At 51.9% G+C, this 17,517-nt stretch carries 14 protein-coding genes and 2 CRISPR repeat arrays; of the genes, 6 read left to right on the top strand and 8 right to left on the bottom strand.

Features of this window, described 5'->3' with window-relative positions; genetic code table 11:
- The first annotated feature begins 39 nt into the window (after positions 1-39).
- The 4 genes from aat to K5E19_RS00135 all read left to right on the top strand — a co-directional run bounded on the left by aat (position 40) and on the right by K5E19_RS00135 (position 3,070).
- The gene (aat, locus tag K5E19_RS00150) at positions 40-744 is read left to right on the top strand and encodes a leucyl/phenylalanyl-tRNA--protein transferase (RefSeq protein ID WP_221549516.1); all 705 of its coding nucleotides are present in this window, start codon (positions 40-42) and stop codon (positions 742-744) included.
- Between the two features lie 284 nt (positions 745-1,028).
- Positions 1,029-1,247, top strand: a complete 219-nt coding sequence (gene infA, locus K5E19_RS00145; RefSeq protein ID WP_002211347.1) for a translation initiation factor IF-1 — start codon at positions 1,029-1,031, stop codon at positions 1,245-1,247.
- Between the two features lie 168 nt (positions 1,248-1,415).
- Positions 1,416-1,921: a CRISPR direct-repeat array (repeat unit 25 nt; unit sequence TTTCTAAGCTGCCTGTACGGCAGTG).
- Between the two features lie 235 nt (positions 1,922-2,156).
- The gene (locus K5E19_RS00140; RefSeq protein ID WP_023337017.1) at positions 2,157-2,600 is read left to right on the top strand and encodes an antitoxin Xre/MbcA/ParS toxin-binding domain-containing protein; all 444 of its coding nucleotides are present in this window, start codon (positions 2,157-2,159) and stop codon (positions 2,598-2,600) included.
- Positions 2,597-3,070 (top strand): RES family NAD+ phosphorylase, encoded by a 474-nt coding sequence (locus tag K5E19_RS00135; RefSeq protein WP_221549515.1) that lies wholly within the window; start codon positions 2,597-2,599, stop codon positions 3,068-3,070. The genes K5E19_RS00140 and K5E19_RS00135 overlap by 4 nt, the downstream gene beginning before the upstream one ends.
- 21 nt (positions 3,071-3,091) lie before the next feature.
- Here K5E19_RS00135 and cas6f read toward each other — a convergent pair whose 3' ends face one another.
- The 7 genes from cas6f to K5E19_RS00100 form a co-directional block, all read right to left on the bottom strand.
- A complete protein-coding gene (gene cas6f / locus K5E19_RS00130) occupies positions 3,092-3,646 on the bottom strand; it encodes a type I-F CRISPR-associated endoribonuclease Cas6/Csy4 (RefSeq protein WP_221549514.1) in 555 nt (184 codons plus the stop codon).
- Positions 3,647-3,655: 9 nt separating this feature from the next.
- Entirely contained in the window at positions 3,656-4,654 is a 999-nt protein-coding gene (gene csy3 / locus K5E19_RS00125) for a type I-F CRISPR-associated protein Csy3 (protein ID WP_221549513.1), read from the bottom strand.
- Positions 4,655-4,667: 13 nt separating this feature from the next.
- Entirely contained in the window at positions 4,668-5,603 is a 936-nt protein-coding gene (gene csy2 / locus K5E19_RS00120; RefSeq protein ID WP_221549511.1) for a type I-F CRISPR-associated protein Csy2, read from the bottom strand.
- Positions 5,600-6,910 (bottom strand): type I-F CRISPR-associated protein Csy1, encoded by a 1,311-nt coding sequence (csy1, locus tag K5E19_RS00115; protein WP_221549509.1) that lies wholly within the window; start codon positions 6,908-6,910, stop codon positions 5,600-5,602. The genes csy2 and csy1 overlap by 4 nt, the downstream gene beginning before the upstream one ends.
- A gap of 16 nt (positions 6,911-6,926) precedes the next feature.
- A complete protein-coding gene (gene cas3f / locus K5E19_RS00110) occupies positions 6,927-10,157 on the bottom strand; it encodes a type I-F CRISPR-associated helicase Cas3f (RefSeq protein WP_221549507.1) in 3,231 nt (1,076 codons plus the stop codon).
- On the bottom strand, positions 10,154-11,137 hold the full coding sequence (gene cas1f / locus K5E19_RS00105; RefSeq protein ID WP_221549505.1) for a type I-F CRISPR-associated endonuclease Cas1f: 984 nt from the start codon (positions 11,135-11,137) through the stop codon (positions 10,154-10,156). The genes cas3f and cas1f overlap by 4 nt, the downstream gene beginning before the upstream one ends.
- A gap of 334 nt (positions 11,138-11,471) precedes the next feature.
- Positions 11,472-12,463: a CRISPR direct-repeat array (repeat unit 28 nt; unit sequence TTTCTAAGCTGCCTGTACGGCAGTGAAC).
- Between the two features lie 178 nt (positions 12,464-12,641).
- Positions 12,642-13,082 (bottom strand): hypothetical protein, encoded by a 441-nt coding sequence (locus K5E19_RS00100; RefSeq protein ID WP_221549503.1) that lies wholly within the window; start codon positions 13,080-13,082, stop codon positions 12,642-12,644.
- Positions 13,083-13,723: 641 nt separating this feature from the next.
- Between K5E19_RS00100 and K5E19_RS00095 the strand changes: the two genes are divergently transcribed.
- Together K5E19_RS00095 and K5E19_RS00090 are read left to right on the top strand one after the other, a co-directional pair.
- Complete coding sequence (locus K5E19_RS00095) at positions 13,724-14,425, top strand: hypothetical protein (protein ID WP_221549501.1); 702 nt, start codon at positions 13,724-13,726, stop codon at positions 14,423-14,425.
- 232 nt (positions 14,426-14,657) lie between these two features.
- Complete coding sequence (locus tag K5E19_RS00090) at positions 14,658-15,137, top strand: type VI secretion system tube protein TssD (RefSeq protein ID WP_221549499.1); 480 nt, start codon at positions 14,658-14,660, stop codon at positions 15,135-15,137.
- 92 nt (positions 15,138-15,229) lie between these two features.
- Here the strand turns inward: K5E19_RS00090 and clpA are convergent, their stop codons facing one another.
- On the bottom strand, positions 15,230-17,509 hold the full coding sequence (gene clpA / locus K5E19_RS00085; RefSeq protein WP_221549497.1) for an ATP-dependent Clp protease ATP-binding subunit ClpA: 2,280 nt from the start codon (positions 17,507-17,509) through the stop codon (positions 15,230-15,232).
- Positions 17,510-17,517: the final 8 nt, after the last annotated feature.

The raw sequence follows: 17,517 nt of genomic DNA, 5'->3' as shown, positions 1-17,517 counted from the left end.
TTGTACCGATCCTCACTCGCGTATTGGAGTTCTGCTGTCATGCGCCTGGTCCAGCTGTCTCGTCATAATATTGCGTTCCCTTCTCCGGAGGGGGCGCTACGTGAACCTAACGGGTTGCTGGCACTGGGCGGCGATCTCAGCCCAGCTCGTCTGTTGATGGCTTATCAGCGCGGGATTTTTCCGTGGTTTTCCCCCGGCGACCCGATTTTATGGTGGTCGCCCGACCCACGAGCCGTATTGTGGCCAGCGCAGTTTCACGTTAGCCGCAGCATGAAGCGCTTTCACGCAAAGTCGCCGTATCGCGTAACCCTGAATCACGCTTTTGGTCAGGTCATAGAAGGCTGCGCGGAAGATCGGCACGAAGGCACGTGGATCACCCGCGATATTATCTCCGCCTATCATCAGCTGCATGAGCTGGGTTACGCGCATTCTATTGAAGTATGGAATGGCGGTGAACTGATGGGCGGCATGTACGGCGTGGCCCAGGGAACGCTGTTTTGTGGGGAGTCGATGTTCTCGCGTGCGGTTAATGCCTCAAAAACGGCACTGCTAGTGTTCTGCGAGGAATTTGCCCAGCGTGGCGGACGACTGATGGATTGCCAGGTGCTTAACGAGCACACCGCCTCGCTCGGCGCCGTTGAAATCTCCCGCCGCCACTACATTGAACATCTCGATAATTGCCGTCAGGAGAAGCTCCCGCGCGACTTCTGGGTGCCGCGTACACTCTTTCTGCCCAATGCCTAAATGTTTTCCGCATATTTTTTATGAGGGTGTTATAATTATGCCGCAGAGTAGCTTCTGCCTGTTGCCCCGCCGCCGTTTGGGACCCTCGCTTCAGATAACGTCCTGACGTTTATCCTGTCGTTTCCCCTTTACGAATGCGCTTTCCGTTCGGTTGTACCGTGACGCTTGGGCAATGCGCTGAAACTGTTTTGCTGCGTTTTAAACGCGCAATTCTTTACTTAATTGATGAATTTCGGCATTATCTTGCCGGTTCAAAACTTGGTAGTGATACCCCAGAGGATTAGATGGCCAAAGAAGACAATATTGAAATGCAGGGTACCGTACTTGATACGTTGCCTAATACCATGTTTCGCGTAGAGCTGGAAAACGGTCACGTGGTAACTGCGCACATCTCCGGTAAAATGCGCAAAAACTACATCCGCATTTTAACGGGCGACAAAGTGACTGTTGAACTGACCCCGTACGACCTGAGCAAAGGCCGCATTGTCTTCCGTAGTCGCTAATTGTTTTCGCCTGTAATGGCAGATGAATATTAAATAAGGCCGGGATTTTCCCGGCCTTATTTTTTTTGGTGCAGTTGATTATTTGAACAATTATTTAGGTTTTGTTTCTGCTTCAGGGCTGTCTGTTCGACAGTGAAGAGAGTAAGGGGGGAGACCTTATTTTCTATTTTGCTAAGCTGCGTGTGCGGCAGTGGATGAAGCGGCTCAGTGTTCGGGATGGAGTTACAATTTCTAAGCTGCCTGTACGGCAGTGCACAGCCAGCCCTGCTGTCTCAGCCCGGCCCTTCGTTTCTAAGCTGCCTGTACGGCAGTGTACCACGTCCTCCAGCACTTTCCGCGCCTCTTCTGTTTCTAAGCTGCCTGTACGGCAGTGCACCGTCTAAATGCTCAGATCGGGCAGGTAGTTGCTTTCTAAGCTGCCTGTACGGCAGTGCACGATGTCCTGGCGGCTGCCAGGCCAGCGCATGACTTTCTAAGCTGCCTGTACGGCAGTGCACTAGCTGTCACGCCATGACCGGACGGAGCAACGTTTCTAAGCTGCCTGTACAGCAGTGCACACACCCTGAACAGGCTTTACCCGTATTTTCCATTTCTAAGCTGCCTGTACAGCAGTGCACAGGTTCATATCCAGCGCAACCTGACTGCCCAATTTCTAAGCTGCCTGTACAGCAGTGCACTGGAATAATATCCCCACACTATTATGATTTTCATACAAAAAAAGCTAAAAACCCTTCTCTTACCCTCTTTTTTACCCACCCAAATTATCCATTTAAAATCAATGCATTACAAATACACAAAAAATTAGGGTCAAATGCCCCACTTTCCCCTCTGCATACAAAACAACCATTTCACTCACCCTGACAAATGGCTATACTAAACCATGACAAATGACATAAACCCGGAGGTAACATGAGAACATGGATCCCCGCGCAGAAACCTGCTGATAACGCGCTTTGGCGGTACGCCGGTTTACCTGCAAACAGAGGTATGCGGCTGATTGAATTTCTCAATCAGGGATTACCCGTCAGCGTCCTCGACAACATTCATGAGTGGACCGCGATGTCGAAAGCAGACATTTTGCGCGTCACCGGAATTAACGAACGCAACGTGGCCCGCCGCAAAAGCGCGGGACGAACGCTGACGCCGGATGAAAGCGAACGCGTGGCCCGTTTCGTTCGGGTGCTGGATGCTGCCGTCGACTATTTTGGTAGTAAAGAAGAGGCATGGAACTGGCTGCAGGCACCGGTGCGCGGACTGGGAAATGTTGCCCCTGTCGACCTGATCGCTACGGAAACCGGTGCGCTGGAAGTCACCGACCTGATTGGTCGACTTGAACATGGCGTATTCGCATGATTTTTTATCGACTGGTAACGGGGCGCTATGCCAGCGAAGCGTGGAGTGGAAGTGGTGCAAACCAATATGGCGGACGCTGGAACCATAAAGGCCATCCAGCTGTTTATGTATCCACCTCCATTTCACTCGCCTCACTGGAGATTTTGGTGCACGTTCGAAAAGATAGCGTGCTGAATCAGTACCAGCTTTTCAGCATTGATATTCCGGATGATCAGATTGATTACCTGGATAAAGCGTGGCTCCCCGAGGACTGGCAGGAAAATCCAGCCCCAGTATCAACGATGGATCTGGGAACCGGATGGTTGCAGGCTAACCGTGCCCTCGCGCTTATTTTACCTTCCTGCATCATTCCTTATGAAAACAACGCAATCCTTAACCCTTTACATCCGGCATTCCACACGGCGCTCAATTCAGTTCAGCAGCTGTCCTTTATTTTTGATACCCGACTGGCTGAAAAAACCGCACCCTGAACGCGGATGCGGCTATGCGTCTCAGAACCAGGGAACCGTTGCCGTCGCGCTGAGTCCGTAGGTCGTAAACATCCCGGAGACAGGCGTAGCGAGCAAATCACCATGACGAATAAAGAGCTTAAAAGACTGGCCCGTAGAGAGACTGCGCAGGTTTAGCCAGGGTAAATCCGTCCTCGCCTCCTGCATCGTCAGAAGACGTTGTTGCGCCTCCTCCTCTGTAAGCCATCCTTTTTTCACCGAGCGTCGCATGAGCCTCTGCGCGCTGCTTTTCACCTGGACGCGGCTCACGCAGCGCCACTGATTGACGACAGGCACGGGCTGGATGTCTGAGGACATGCAGTAGTCGCTCAATCCTTTTCGCCATAGGAGTGATTCAAGTTCGCTTAACGCCGTTTGAGTACCGTGCAGGCGTAACACCGCGCCGGGCTTAATGCCATGTGCAGGGAAGCTGATACCAATATCCCCCAGCCCCCGCTGGCCCAGCGCACGATGCAGTTTAGCCATCAGCGCGGCCATCAGCATCTCCTCGCTGAACTCCGGGTCGGGCAGGACGCGGATCTCAAGATAGTGATCCATAACTACTCCTTAGTCGCCCTTCTCACCGAAGACACCGCCGCGGATCAGGACGGCCATCACGTAATGCTGCTGTTCAACGTCAGGCTTTTGGCCTTTCGTCACCCAGTTATCCAGCAAGGTGTAGAAGTCCATTTTCTCTTTCGGCTGACGACAGGCCACGCCGCGGCTGGTGACTGAGCCGTACGGCTCGACAGCGATAGCGCCCAGCGCATCTACCTGAGGGTGCCAGGTATCGATAGTTCGAATGGCATTCCCGATTTTCTGCGAGTGCATGCCCGCAACGCTGTCTACCTGATATAACAGGCGGCTCTTACTGCTGTTGCTGTCCAGGACCAGCTCCTGCGACGGGAAGATCTCCTGACCGGCACCAAGCAGCACCTGCGCTTCGACGTTCAGGAGAACAAATCCTTCACCGCTCAGCCCTTTTTCGATTTCCTGCGCCAGTGCGTTTAGGCTCTCGTCGCTGGCAGAAAAATCTCGCAGCGCATAATTGTATGCATCAAACGTCCACGACTTACTGCCCGTTACGGTCACGATAATTTTTTCTGCACCGACGCGGTTGCGCCATAAAAAACGGCCGTTCGCCAGGTTGGTTGCGTAGCGACGCGCCAGTTCGGCAAAACCGTGTTCACTGATATAGCCGTCGATCACCTGCTGAAGTTCATCCTGATAGGCTCGGTCATTACACACAGAAGGCGTCGACAGATTACCCAGCACGCGCAGGGTAAATTTCACCTTCAGGGTGTCTGCATCGGCAGGCAGCGCCGCCACATCCACACGCTGCAGGTTCGCTTTCTGGATCTCAGCATCCAGTTTTGTCGTATCGTTGGTGAGCGCATTTTTCAGACGGTTAGAAATAGTGCCGCGCACCGCTTTTTCCTGGATGCGGATCGGCTGCCACTGCTTGCCCTCCCAGCTTCCGGAATACATCACCGCATCCGAGGTTGCCAGTTTACGTTCAAATGCCAGTACGGATGCCGTTTTAACGGCAGTTGGAGCCTTTGCCATAGATAAGTCCTTTTTAATTAAGATGTTCAGATGTCACCGGCGCGCCCGCGCCCTGACAGTAGTAGCCTGTTTCTGTCGTGCGATAACGCCAGAAAATATCTTCCAGTGACCGAATCCGGTGCAGGCCGCACCATTCGCCCACGCCATACACGGCTTCCGTAAACGCGAAGGGCGTTTCCGCATCGCGTGCATTTGCCACTACACCCGGAGCGAACAGTTCAGAGATACGCTGGTAGCCGGTCATTAATGGCACCAGATAACCGGGATAGGGTTTGGGAACAACGTGCCAGTTGGCCGGTTCGCCTTCGCGTATGTTGCCGTCTTCCGGCGTTTCGGCCTGTATTTTGAGAGCAGCAAAATCCAGCCAGGCGTCAAGCAGCGTGGCGTTAGGATCGTTTTCAAGAAGCGTTTGATGATGTTTGCCCAGCCAGCTACTGCGATCGCGTAAAGCAAAGCCCGGCATCAGTTGCCACTGTAATCGGCCCATCTCCTGAGCGCTGGCAGGCATCGCCATAACCGAAATATCCTGGATATCGACGATAATTCCCCCCGCCAGTCGGAGCGTAGGGCACACCTGAGACAGAAACTCGGCCAGGTCGCGCTGCCCGTATTCACCGTTGGGGATTTCCCCGTGACATTCCAGCAGCAGCGAAACCGTCATATGCATGCGCCCCTCTTCATTAAAGGAGGCTGTTTTCGCTTCACGGGTAAGCGGATTGCGGGTCAGGGCAAATTGATAATCACGGCCGGAGGTATGCGCGTGGATTTGGTGTTCGTGGCTCACGACGGCACAGCCATCGATGCGAAGCTCGTGCGTTTCGGTCAGACGGCGAGACAGCGCATGAGAGAATCCCAGAAAATGCGTAATTGCAGGGAAACCATATGTCAGCCCGGCAATCGCGTTGGCGTTTTCGACGCTGATACGACGAAGCAAAATCAGTGAGCTCATTTCAGCGCCTCCTGAAGGATTTTCTCCATCTCGCGCAGATTAGTGCGAAAACGTTCCCGAGTTTCCCATTCATGTTGTTCAACTTTCCCCAACTCCTTCAACGACTTACGCAAACGCACGTTCAGCCAGACGGCAAAATCCGTTGCCACGCGGGTCTGCCAGTCATCTTTGTCTCGCTCAAGACGAAAAGCTTCGTCTGTTTTGGTACGCCAGGGATCTAGCCAAAGTTTTTGATTGTTCTCCAGCTCAGGGCATTTTAACGTCCAGTTTTGCCAGGCTTGCTGTTGAAGCTGTGCCGCCACGTCGAACAACAGGTCGATAAGCGCATTGATATAGCCATCAAGCGCCTCACGAATACGGAAGTTGGTATAATCACCAGTTCTGGTCAGTAATGAAGCAAGCAGTTGAACGATGCCCTTCGCGCGGCGATCGAACTGACTCCCTGACGTAAAGAGGGAACGTAAAGTCGTGGGTGGCTTGACTGACTTTTTCCACTGCGGCGGCTGGCAGGACAGGAGCCAGACACGCCCACCGCGCACGCTGTTAAGATAGGAAATGTTCTGCGGTTTGGTGCCCCCAAAGTGCATTTCCGCTGAATCCGGGAAAAGCGTTAGCGTACCAGGATGCCAGGATTTCTCGCGCCGCGCTTTCCAGACGTTTTTCATCTCTTCCCCAAACCTCAGGGCAACCATTTTTTGGTGTACCGCGTGAACGAGCGAGGTGGCAAACAGCGGGCTTAAAATATGGTAACTCTCGCCAACGGGAAAATAGCCTTGCTTCGCCAGCTTATGTGATGCTGGTTTTCCGGGAGCGAAGGCTCGCGATAATCCCGCAACCCACTCATTTAGCTGATTCTCATCGTCGGTAAATGCCGACAGCGCAGCGTGGTTACCCCGTTTCAGGCTCGCCAGAAGGGAATCGCCATCTTCAGTACGCGTTTGCATGAGCTTAGCCACATCCAGTGCTGCGGCATTTCCCACGGCGTCCGGTTCCAGACCTGACAACGCTGCACTGCCGAGATACCCTTCTCTCGCCACTGCCTCGCTGTAAATACTGCTACTTTTTGAATCCCCGTGGGTGAACTTCGCCGCATGGGTCACGAGGTTAATTTGTCCGGCTCGCTTCGCGGCATCCGTCAGCCACGCTTTCGGCTCATAGCGAAGTTCTATATCCCGGCGTTCAGCCGCAAGCGTTGCGCTATCTGTATCGCTGCGCTTTGCGGCCTCTTTATCAAATGCTTCCAGCTTTGTTTGCCGTCGTCCGGCAATGTACTCAGCGATGAAAGCGCTTAGTGCTTCAACTGACATACTCGCTCCTGGCTCTTTATCGATATTCCCTGAACACACCCAATATCGGGTGATACAGCCATTGTTCCGTCTCCTCCTCCCTGCTGACTCTTAACGTAATCTCGCCATACCGTCGCGACACCGCATCCAGTTCCATCTGCTTCGTCTCGGCCAGCGCCTGTAATACCTCGGCATAATCAATTTCAATCCACGGCGCTACGCCGTCTGCCATGGATAACGCCTGTTCGCAAAATCCTCCCGCAGGTTTTAACACCCCGTTTTCCTGCATCAGGCAAAACTCGGGTTCATCGCCTTCCTCTTTCATACTCAGAAAGAACGATTCCTGCGGTGAAGCGCGGCGAAACGGCGTCCGCCGCTGCAACTCACCGTTCCACGTCAGCGGCAGCCGCCACCACGACGCGGCTACAGCATCTGACTTATCGCCGCCGTCCAGCAGCGCGGCGCGCAAGCGCGCATGCTCCAGCTCCGCCAGCGCATTGCCGGGTAGGTTTTCAACGATGCGCGGGATCGCATTCAGCGTGCGATAGCCCTCTTCGCTGAGCAGTTCATGGAGATCGTGGTGAGGCAGCAGATGATGCTCAGTTTCAAAACCGGGTCGGCAGTAGGCGACCTTTTCTCCGCGAAGCGCGCGGACGTTGCGTTCCAGGATCACCAGATTTTCGCTCTCAGGCACGATCTGACGATGGCGCTGAATACGCCCCGCAAACTGAATAAGTGAACGCATTGAGCTCGGCTCGATAATCCCCCAGTCGGTATCAAAATCGCGCCCGACTTCGAGAACGGATGTTCCGAGCACGACAAAAAGATGATGCTGTTCCGGTGACGTCAGCGCCTGCTTAACGTCAGGCAACTGCCAGACCCGCTCCGGTTCGTGCCGCGTGAACGCGGCATCGAGTCGCTTTTCAATCGCCGCACGCACCGCCAATGGGTGCTGGCTGTGGTACACGCAATAATGAATGCGATAATTGTCCGGAGAAGGTAATGCCATCAGCGCCTGCGCGACGGCAACCAGCGGGTTGATGTTCGCCATCCGCACCAGACCAAACGACACGGTTTTGCCACTTTTATGGGTGCTACGGTGATGACCGTGCAGCGCGAACATTTGCTGGTGCAGCGTCTGCGCCAGCGCAGAGATAACATCAGCATTGCGGGAAGCGGGCGGCTCCACGGCGGCCAGTTTACCCAGACGAAGCCGGGGATGGTCTGGCAGACGTTTAATCCGCTGCCTGACAAAATCGCCATGCGCCTGACGGAATTGAGCATCGTCGGCCACATCCTGCGGCTGCGCGCCATACTCATCAAACCAGGCGCAGCAGATACTCATCGGTCTGTCCGACTGACCGCACGCGGCCTGCCAGGCTCTGCGCCCTTCCCGATAGGCTTCAAACAGCGCTTCCGTTAACGCAGGAGGTAACGTTGCGGAGGACAGCAGCACGCGAGAGCCGAGCATTCCGGCCCAGTTCACCAGCCGACAAAGAGCGTGCAAATCATCAATGTCAAAGTCATCAGGCTCATCAAGGACCAGATCGCTGGTCAACAGACGCAGCATAGCGGGGATCTGCCTGCCGCCGCGCACGCCTTCCGTTGCAGGCATCAGGTGATCGATGGTTGTCACCAGCACCGGGGCACTGACCAGGCGATTGAGCGCCGGTTCTTTCGCCAGCCACTGCTGGGCGATACCGCTACTGGTCGCCCCTTCGTAATGTACGTAGTGATGGCTGGCGAAGAACGTTTCGTCGCTGGCGCTGCTGGTATCTTCAGCGTCATTACCCTGATATAACTCCCTCACTGCTGCGGCACCGGTCACGACGGCCAGCGTGTCGTCATCCAGTCCCAGGCGCGACTGCAAAGCCTGACCCGTCTGCAGCGTCAGCGTGCGTAACCCCAGCGCCACGCTGAAACGACACCCTGCCTGCTCATCTGCCAGTGCATACATAATCCGGGCGTTAGCAAAGGTTTTACCGCATCCGGTTGAGGCCATATTGATGCCGAAGAAGCCCTGCTCGGCACTCTTCTCGCGCAGGGAGGACGCAACGTCCCACGCGTCGTTTTGCCAGGAAAAGCGTTTTTCTTTTGCGCGCTCCCGAAACGTTTTATGCCGGGCGATGGCGGGTAACGAACGGCGCAACGCCGGAAGAGAACGCCCCATCAACAGCGCCAGATGCGCGACGCCGACATTGTGCTCATCCAGCTTTTGCCTGAGCTGCCCGGACTGGCGGTCGCTGTTAGCCCAGCACTGGACGGCATCATCCTGCCATCCGGCATACGCGGGTTGAGAGGAGTAAACGTGATCGGCCAGCATCAGCGACAGGCGAGCGAGATGGATAGTAAGACGATTATCCAGCGATCCCGCCTGAAGCAGCGCGGGCAGGTTTCGGATGCGTTTACCAATCTGTCTGGCCTTCTCGCGCCAGGTTTTACTTTTTAGCGGCGTGCCCAGGGGGAATTTCCAGACGTTTTTAAAATCACGCTCTTTCCACTGATGTTTTTCGGTGGATTTATGGTTAAGCGAGTTCCAGTCTGCGTTCAGCTGTTTCTCAAACCAGCCTTCGCAGTAGATCAACTGAGGACGTGTCGAATGCGACTGCGGTAAGCGGTGATGCGATAACATCAGCCATACCACCACTTTAGCCAGAGGTGGGAGTTTCTCCAAAAGGCTGCAGTTCTTGTCCGTATCCATCTTCAGCGCTTTCAGCATGGCCGTTTCATCAGCAGCTTTTAGCTGAGTGAGGGATGTCAGCCACTGCTCATCTGTTCGTTCCCCTACAAACGCCTCGAACAGACGAACCGAGACCCACTCATGGCGATACGGCTGGCAAAGGTGCTGACTTTCACCCTTCAGCGTCTGCTGGAAGCACATCCCCGCTTTACCAAAGTCATGAAAAAGCCCGGCAATCGCCGCCAGCAGGGCGATGCTTTCCGCACTTTGCCAGCGGTGTTCGCTGTCATTACGGATAATTTGCAGCGTTGTGCGATTTGTTGGCACGCGCCCCTGCGCGTTAAAGCGACGCAAATTCCCGACTATCCACAACAGTTCGGTTTGACCGTTTTTTTTCAGCCAGTGACAGGCCACGGCGGTGTTACGACGTGCCGTTTTACGCAGCAACTTGCGCAGCGTGATGGCACCTTCCATCGTAATCGTCGTCTGCCATGCCGCGTCACCCGTACGTTCAGCAAACTGATCGATAATCTGACAGCTTTGCTCGCGCGCACGTTTGGTACATCGGGAGATAATCAGCACATTCATTTTGCGACGCTCGCCAGCGAGTTAGAGGTTTCCTGCAAGGTGGCGATCATCACATCCAGCGCATCTGCCTGTTGAAACGCGTTGATGCAGCGCTGACGAAACTGTTGATTATCCTCACCCTCCATGGCCGCAATAAAGGCCTGCGGCATAACGAGGGCGTCTTTGATTAAATCGGCAATATCAAAAACCAGCCCGCCGCGTCGGGTTTTACCGTGCATGACGGCCAGGCCATGAGGAATGCCCGTCACCCAGGCTGCGACAGCCGCCAGCCCGTAGGCCAGATAGTTGCCCTGATCGAGAAAACGGTTCGCCATGTCCGCCCCGCCTCCCCGTTTGGCGCGGGTAAAGCTGCCGTACCCCACCGTCTGGCTGGCCAGCTTGTAGAGTGATTTTGTGAGCTGAGCTTCCTGGAGCATCAGCGAGGTGTGATCCTGCGCGTTTTCCATACCCTGCTTCGCACGCTCCAGAATAGTTTCCAGCCCGTCTCGATCGGGCTGAAAAGACGTTTCTCGCTGCATCCGCAGCCCTGCCCACTGCTTTTCGATTTGCTGCAAACGAATAAACTGAAACTGCTTTGCAGCCTGCAGACGTTTTTCTTCATCAAACCAGAATGAGACCCAGTTTTGTAAATACGCCGTCGGGCGGTATTCGCTTTGCGGGCAAAGCCATGAGACGTCGATATCCACCTCGTTCGCAGAATAAAGCGGCGTGCCGTCCGTTCCGCAAAAGCCGACCATCACGCCTGCCCGTGCAAATTCCCGCATTGCCATTTGCGTAACAGATGTTCCCATTCCCAGCATCACCGCCGTGGTATTAGCGATGGGAATATTCCAGTAAAACGACTCTTTGCCTTCCTGAGTGACATATTCAACGCGTCCACCATTTACCTGGATGCGGCATTTCTCCAGATAATAAATGTTGGCGCGTTTTGAATGCAGAATGGTTTTTAAGTCTGTTGGAGTGATGCTGTTTACGGACATGGCAAGGGCTTTTATTTCAAGGTGTTGAATGGGCGGTATGTTATCGGAGATAAGATGAAAACAAATTTGACGGGTATCAAATGAAGAGTAATTACCGTAATAATAAAGCGAAAAACTATTTTTTCATTTAATGTATTATCTTTACGAATAATATATTTATTAGAATATAATTGACGCGTGAATGATTTTTTTATTTATTGTGAAAAATAGAGAGTGTGGGTTTGATGGTATTAAGTTTAAAATAGGCAAGGTGAATGTTTTTGAGGGTGGATTTTAGTTGTGCTGCCTGTGCGGCAGTGAACCCTGTAGCGCCTGTTTGTCGATGTTGCTCATTTTTCTAAGCTGCTTGCACGGCAGTGAACTACGTAAGTGAATGCACTGCTTTCCCTTTCGTTTTCTAAGCTGCCTGTACGGCAGTGAACGTTCCGTCTGCACTACCAGGAGGCAGCATAATTTTCTAAGCTGCCTGTACGGCAGTGAACTCGTCTGCCAGCTCAAGGTCACGGGCACCACTTTTCTAAGCTGCCTGTACGGCAGTGAACCCCTTCCCTTCACCTACCCAATTAGCCGAGCCTTTCTAAGCTGCCTGTACGGCAGTGAACATGGGCCATACGGCTCATCTGCTCGCGGTCGTTTTCCAAGCTGCCTGTACGGCAGTGAACTCTGGCTGCAGCTGGCGACGTTCTGAAGCAGATTTCTAAGCTGCCTGTACGGCAGTGAACGAAACCATGTTTATATGCTCCAGAAACGCCGAATTTCTAAGCTGCCTGTACGGCAGTGAACGGCGAACGGCAGCTTCTACCTGTTCGGCTCTGGTTTCTAAGCTGCCTGTACGGCAGTGAACTAAACGAGGGCATGTTTTCGCGGTAATACTTCTTTCTAAGCTGCCTGTACGGCAGTGAACAAGTGGTGAAATCGGCGTGGAGTCGTCGCGGCTTTTCTAAGCTGCCTGTACGGCAGTGAACATTGATAACTCGCAGGCGAACGACAGCGCACCTTTCTAAGCTGCCTGTACGGCAGTGAACAACGTAAAAATGTCTGCGCTTGCTGTGAAAGTTTTCTAAGCTGCCTGTACGGCAGTGAACTGACCGGGATAATGTCTGGCCGCGCGCTGACGTTTTCTAAGCTGCCTGTACGGCAGTGAACGTGATATGGCGGATTATTTTGGTTTGCCGACATTTCTAAGCTGCCTGTACGGCAGTGAACCTAAATACTCCGGACGCTGAACGCGAGAATCGTTTCTAAGCTGCCTGTACGGCAGTGAACATTGGCGCCCGCATTATCATCTGGTGATATTTTTTCTAAGCTGCCTGTACGGCAGTGAACTGAAAGGAAACAACGCCATCTTATTGTTAGCAAACAAAATAATCAACTTTAACGCATAAAAACCCTTTTTTCTGGAACGTAAATTCGCACCATATAAATCAATACGTTACGTAAGCATCAGAAAAAAGGGTTTAAACCAATGGCGTCAGAGGAACACCCCCGACGCCTCGGATTGCACTCAGGAAATAATGTGAATTACCGTTTCTGCACGTTGAGGTGCAACGACATCCGCGGCCATCGAATGCGTAATGTCATGAAGGAGTCCCGTGAGGTGCGGCAACATATCACGGTCAAAATGCGACACCAGCAGCACATGGTTTAACGCCCGGCAGTAGTCGCATTTCGTTTCTGTATCTTCCAGCAACCACTCTTTTTGTCGCGGCTGTTCCGCTTCGTCCTCAAATTCCACCACCTGAAAATCACGCATTGATTCTGTGAGGCCGGATTTCACCTCTTCCAGGTAGGCTCCGAGACAGCGGCAAACGGGCTGCGTTTGCGGGAGGGATTTGCAGTCGAGAAGGATTTCGGTGAGCAGTTTGCAGCGCTCGGCAAGGGTTGGGAGATCGGGGTTGAGGGAGAGTTCGCTGTATAAATGGGCGAAATTGTTTTCTGTATTCATTGGGTAATTCCTTCACACACTTTGAATTTACCACCGCAGGAAACGCCAATTTGCTGGCGGCGGACGAAAAGGAATTGGCGTACCAGTGTGTGTGCTACTGGCGCTTCAAAAGAAGCTTCCGATTCGCCCGCCAGATGCAGAATTATACCCTTTTCCTTAGGGCGAACGAAGCCTGCAGCATTACTGCTGCTCACACACTTTCAGGACGCCAATCCCGACACCTGATTTTGCAGGTGCGCCGCCATTTTATTACTGTGGATTTATCCAGCAACTAACTTCGAAAGAAACTGGAAAGCGCCTCGCAAAATTCCTCTGCGGCCACATTCTCTCCCCCCTCTCTTACAACAAAGGACGTCCAAAAAGAACAAATAATAATGTAATTTACGTGAGAGAGGTGCAGGACGGGTTGGAATCCGTGATTACCTCTCCGGACGCACTTTGAAATCGGGAAATAAGCCAATCAAAATAATAAACAACTGACAATCCAGTTTTAGATTCACCACATTAATTATTTAAGCACATACATACATCAAGATGATAAAGAGTAATCTTTTTCCCTATTTAACAAAAGTGAGAGCATGATCACTTGATCAAATCTTTTCGCATAAGAAGATAAACGCATTAAATTAAAGGAATATATTATGTATTACAGCGAAGAAATCATTAGGAAAATTGGAACCGATAAAGAGCTAGCAGTGCGATTAGATAAAGCGTTAGCTGGAGTTAAAGAGGGGGTTGTCGATTATGTAAATGGTCTGGAGGATGGCGTAACACGATTACTTTATTATACCTCTTGTCTTACAGACAATTATCAAGATGTGTGTAATAAACTAATATCTGAGGATAAAAGATTTTTGTTTTCTCTGTATGAACTGATAAAACATCGGGATGTTATATTCCGGATGGTAAAAATATACATTGAAACACTTCTAAAAAATAAGAGTGAAGTAGAAAAAAAATCAATCCTTGAGAAATTAACACCCTTTACAACACACTACTCTATAAAATACATTTCAAAAAATGGTTTAATATATGCTGTGACATCTTATATATGCTATGGGAACAAGATGAGTTTAGTAGTTCAAGATGCATTAATGAAAAAAATAGGTAGCAGAGTCGGATGGGTGGTGGGAGGCGCAAATATTTATGGCATTGTTCAACATGCTGCTGAAAGTGCAAATAATCTGAAATATTTTTGTCCATTATTTTATAATGCTTTATACAGAGAGGGATTAGAAATGCTGTATTTCTTGATCGAACCGATTATCATGAAAGCAGGATATCTGAATATTAGCTTAGCCTCAGATGAAGAAATTACCCAAGCATTAAAGAGAATGATGTGATAATGTTTAATTTAATAAATGAATTTCTTTGGCGTTGTGTTAAGCGTTTATTTACCAGTATTAAAGATAATTGCATTAATGATCTTATAGGTTGGGGGATTATTTTTTTATTATAATGATCTCCATTTTCGTTTCGGCTCTAGTCAATAATAACAAAGTTTCATTTATAATTATCGTCTCGATAGTAGTGACTATATTTTCATTAATACTTTTTTATAAAGGAAAAAAATAAATGTCTATACCAGCATATATGTGGCTTACCGATGAAAATAACTCACCTATAATAGGTGAATGTTTAATGCCTACACGATTGGGTTCCACAGAACTTAAATCGTTCAATCATTCTGTATGGATCCCTACAGATTATAACACTGGAAAACTTACTGGAACACGCCTACATGTTCCAATTACATTTGAAAAAGAGATAGATCGCCTTACCCCCTATTTATTCAGGGCGGTATGTCAGGGTAGAACATTAAAAAAAGCTTTAATTAAAATGTATAAGATTAATGAAGCAGGAATGGAAGTAGAATACTTTAATATAAAGATGGAAAACGTAAAAATTACAAGAATTTCTCCCATTTTATTCCCAATAGGCGTTGCAAGTAAGCATATGGAAGAAATTGAAATTCGTTATGAATCTATAGAATGGATTTACTGTGATGGGAACATAATGTTCAAAGACTCATGGAATGAAAGAGCAGTGGCATAAAAAAGAACTATCAAAAGTTCTTTTTTATGTGACCATCTTACTAAAACAAAAAAACGGCAACCGAAGTTGCCGTTTTGCTTTTACCTTACAACTCAGTGAGCCGCTTCCGGCTTGTGCTTCGCCGCACTCTGGAAATCGTACGTCAGTTCGTTCTTCGCCTGGTCCAGCGCCACGGTCACCTGGCCGCCGTCCACCAGCGAGCCAAACAGCAGCTCGTTCGCCAGAGGTTTCTTCAGGTTGTCCTGAATCACACGCGCCATCGGACGGGCACCCATCGCACGGTCGTAGCCTTTCTCGGCCAGCCAGTTGCGGGCCTCCTGGCTTACTTCCAGCGACACGCCTTTCTGATCCAGCTGAACCTGCAGCTCGACGATGAACTTGTCCACTACCTGATGGATCACGTCGGTAGAGAGGTGATCGAACCAGATAATGTTGTCCAGACGGTTACGGAACTCCGGCGTGAAGATCTTCTTGATCTCCTCCATCGCATCGGTGCTGTTATCCTGGTGGATCAGGCCGATGGATTTACGCTCGGTTTCACGCACACCGGCGTTGGTTGTCATCACCAGCACCACGTTGCGGAAGTCCGCCTTGCGCCCGTTGTTGTCGGTCAGCGTCCCGTTGTCCATCACCTGCAGCAGGATGTTGAACACGTCCGGGTGCGCTTTCTCGATTTCATCGAGCAGCAGGACCGCGTGCGGATGCTTGATCACCGCGTCGGTGAGCAGGCCGCCCTGGTCAAAGCCCACGTAGCCCGGAGGCGCACCAATCAAGCGGCTGACGGTGTGACGCTCCATATACTCGGACATATCAAAGCGCAGCAGCTCAATGCCCAGCGCTTTGGAGAGCTGAACCGTCACCTCGGTTTTCCCCACGCCGGTCGGGCCAGCGAACAGGAAGGAACCGACAGGTTTGTGGTCGTGCCCCAGTCCGGCGCGGGCCATCTTGATCGCTTCGGTTAAGGCCTCAATGGCTTTATCCTGACCAAAGACCAGCATTTTCAGGCGATTGCCGAGGGTGCGCAGCGTGTCGCGGTCGCTCTGAGAAACGCTCTTCTCAGGGATACGCGCGATGCGGGCCACCACGGACTCGATATCCGCCACGTTAACGGTTTTCTTACGCTTGCTGGCCGGCATCAGACGCGCACGCGCCCCTGCCTCATCAATGACGTCAATCGCCTTATCCGGCAGATGACGGTCGTTGATGTATTTCACCGCCAGCTCCACCGCCGCACGGACCGCTTTCGCGGTGTAACGCACGTCGTGGTGCGCTTCGTACTTGGTTTTCAGGCCGTTGATGATCTGCACCGTTTCGTCAACGGACGGCTCGGTGACGTCGATTTTCTGGAAGCGACGCGCCAGCGCGCGGTCTTTCTCAAAGATGTTGCTGAACTCCTGGTACGTCGTGGAGCCCATCACGCGGATCTTGCCGCTGGAGAGCAGCGGTTTGATCAGGTTAGCCGCATCCACCTGGCCGCCGGAGGCCGCACCTGCGCCGATGATGGTGTGGATCTCATCGATAAACAGGATGCTGTTGGTGTCCTGCTCCAGCTGTTTCAACAGCGCCTTGAAGCGTTTTTCAAAATCACCGCGGTATTTGGTGCCCGCCAGCAGCGAGCCGATATCCAGCGAGTAGATGGTGCAGTCGGCAATCACTTCCGGCACGTCGCCCTGCACAATGCGCCAGGCAAGCCCTTCGGCAATCGCGGTTTTACCTACGCCTGACTCACCCACCAGCAGCGGGTTGTTCTTGCGGCGACGGCACAGCACCTGGATCGCGCGCTCCAGCTCTTTATCGCGACCAATCAGCGGGTCGATACCGCCAACGCGAGCAAGCTGGTTAAGGTTGGTGGTGAAGTTTTCCATACGATCCTCCCCGCCTGCTTGCTCTTCATTGTTATTGACCTGATTGCTGGAATCCGATGCCTGGTTAGGCTCGTCTTTGCGCGTGCCGTGAGAAATAAAGTTAACCACGTCAAGGCGGCTGACTTCGTGTTTGCGTAGCAGGTAGGCAGCCTGTGACTCCTGCTCGCTGAAGATGGCGACTAAGACGTTTGCGCCAGTCACTTCGCTACGTCCAGAAGACTGGACGTGGAATACCGCGCGCTGCAGCACGCGCTGGAAGCTGAGCGTCGGCTGCGTGTCGCGCTCTTCTTCACTGGCTGGCAGCACCGGTGTGGTTTGTTCGATGAAGGCTTCGAGTTCCTGACGTAGCGCCACCAGATCCACGGAGCAGGCTTCCAGCGCTTCGCGGGCAGATGGGTTGCTAAGCAGTGCGAGCAGTAAATGCTCGACGGTCATAAACTCATGTCGGTGCTCACGCGCTCTGGCGAAAGCCATGTTTAAACTGAGTTCCAGTTCTTGATTGAGCATAGGCACCT

Source organism: Enterobacter sp. RIT637, assembly GCF_019718755.1.
In the GTDB taxonomy this organism is placed as follows: Bacteria; Pseudomonadota; Gammaproteobacteria; order Enterobacterales; family Enterobacteriaceae; genus Enterobacter.
This window is presented reverse-complemented; position numbering and strand designations above follow the sequence as displayed.

Bases quoted from the DNA above. Each gene is read 5' to 3' on its own strand.
- aat (WP_221549516.1), top strand. From the start codon at position 40: ATGCGCCTGGTCCAGCTGTCTCGTCATAATATTGCGTTCCCTTCTCCG.
- infA (WP_002211347.1), top strand. From the start codon at position 1,029: ATGGCCAAAGAAGACAATATTGAAATGCAGGGTACCGTACTTGATACG.
- K5E19_RS00140 (WP_023337017.1), top strand. From the start codon at position 2,157: ATGAGAACATGGATCCCCGCGCAGAAACCTGCTGATAACGCGCTTTGG.
- K5E19_RS00135 (WP_221549515.1), top strand. From the start codon at position 2,597: ATGATTTTTTATCGACTGGTAACGGGGCGCTATGCCAGCGAAGCGTGG.
- cas6f (WP_221549514.1), bottom strand. From the start codon at position 3,646: ATGGATCACTATCTTGAGATCCGCGTCCTGCCCGACCCGGAGTTCAGC.
- csy3 (WP_221549513.1), bottom strand. From the start codon at position 4,654: ATGGCAAAGGCTCCAACTGCCGTTAAAACGGCATCCGTACTGGCATTT.
- csy2 (WP_221549511.1), bottom strand. From the start codon at position 5,603: ATGAGCTCACTGATTTTGCTTCGTCGTATCAGCGTCGAAAACGCCAAC.
- csy1 (WP_221549509.1), bottom strand. From the start codon at position 6,910: ATGTCAGTTGAAGCACTAAGCGCTTTCATCGCTGAGTACATTGCCGGA.
- cas3f (WP_221549507.1), bottom strand. From the start codon at position 10,157: ATGAATGTGCTGATTATCTCCCGATGTACCAAACGTGCGCGCGAGCAA.
- cas1f (WP_221549505.1), bottom strand. From the start codon at position 11,137: ATGTCCGTAAACAGCATCACTCCAACAGACTTAAAAACCATTCTGCAT.
- K5E19_RS00100 (WP_221549503.1), bottom strand. From the start codon at position 13,082: ATGAATACAGAAAACAATTTCGCCCATTTATACAGCGAACTCTCCCTC.
- K5E19_RS00095 (WP_221549501.1), top strand. From the start codon at position 13,724: ATGTATTACAGCGAAGAAATCATTAGGAAAATTGGAACCGATAAAGAG.
- K5E19_RS00090 (WP_221549499.1), top strand. From the start codon at position 14,658: ATGTCTATACCAGCATATATGTGGCTTACCGATGAAAATAACTCACCT.
- clpA (WP_221549497.1), bottom strand. From the start codon at position 17,509: ATGCTCAATCAAGAACTGGAACTCAGTTTAAACATGGCTTTCGCCAGA.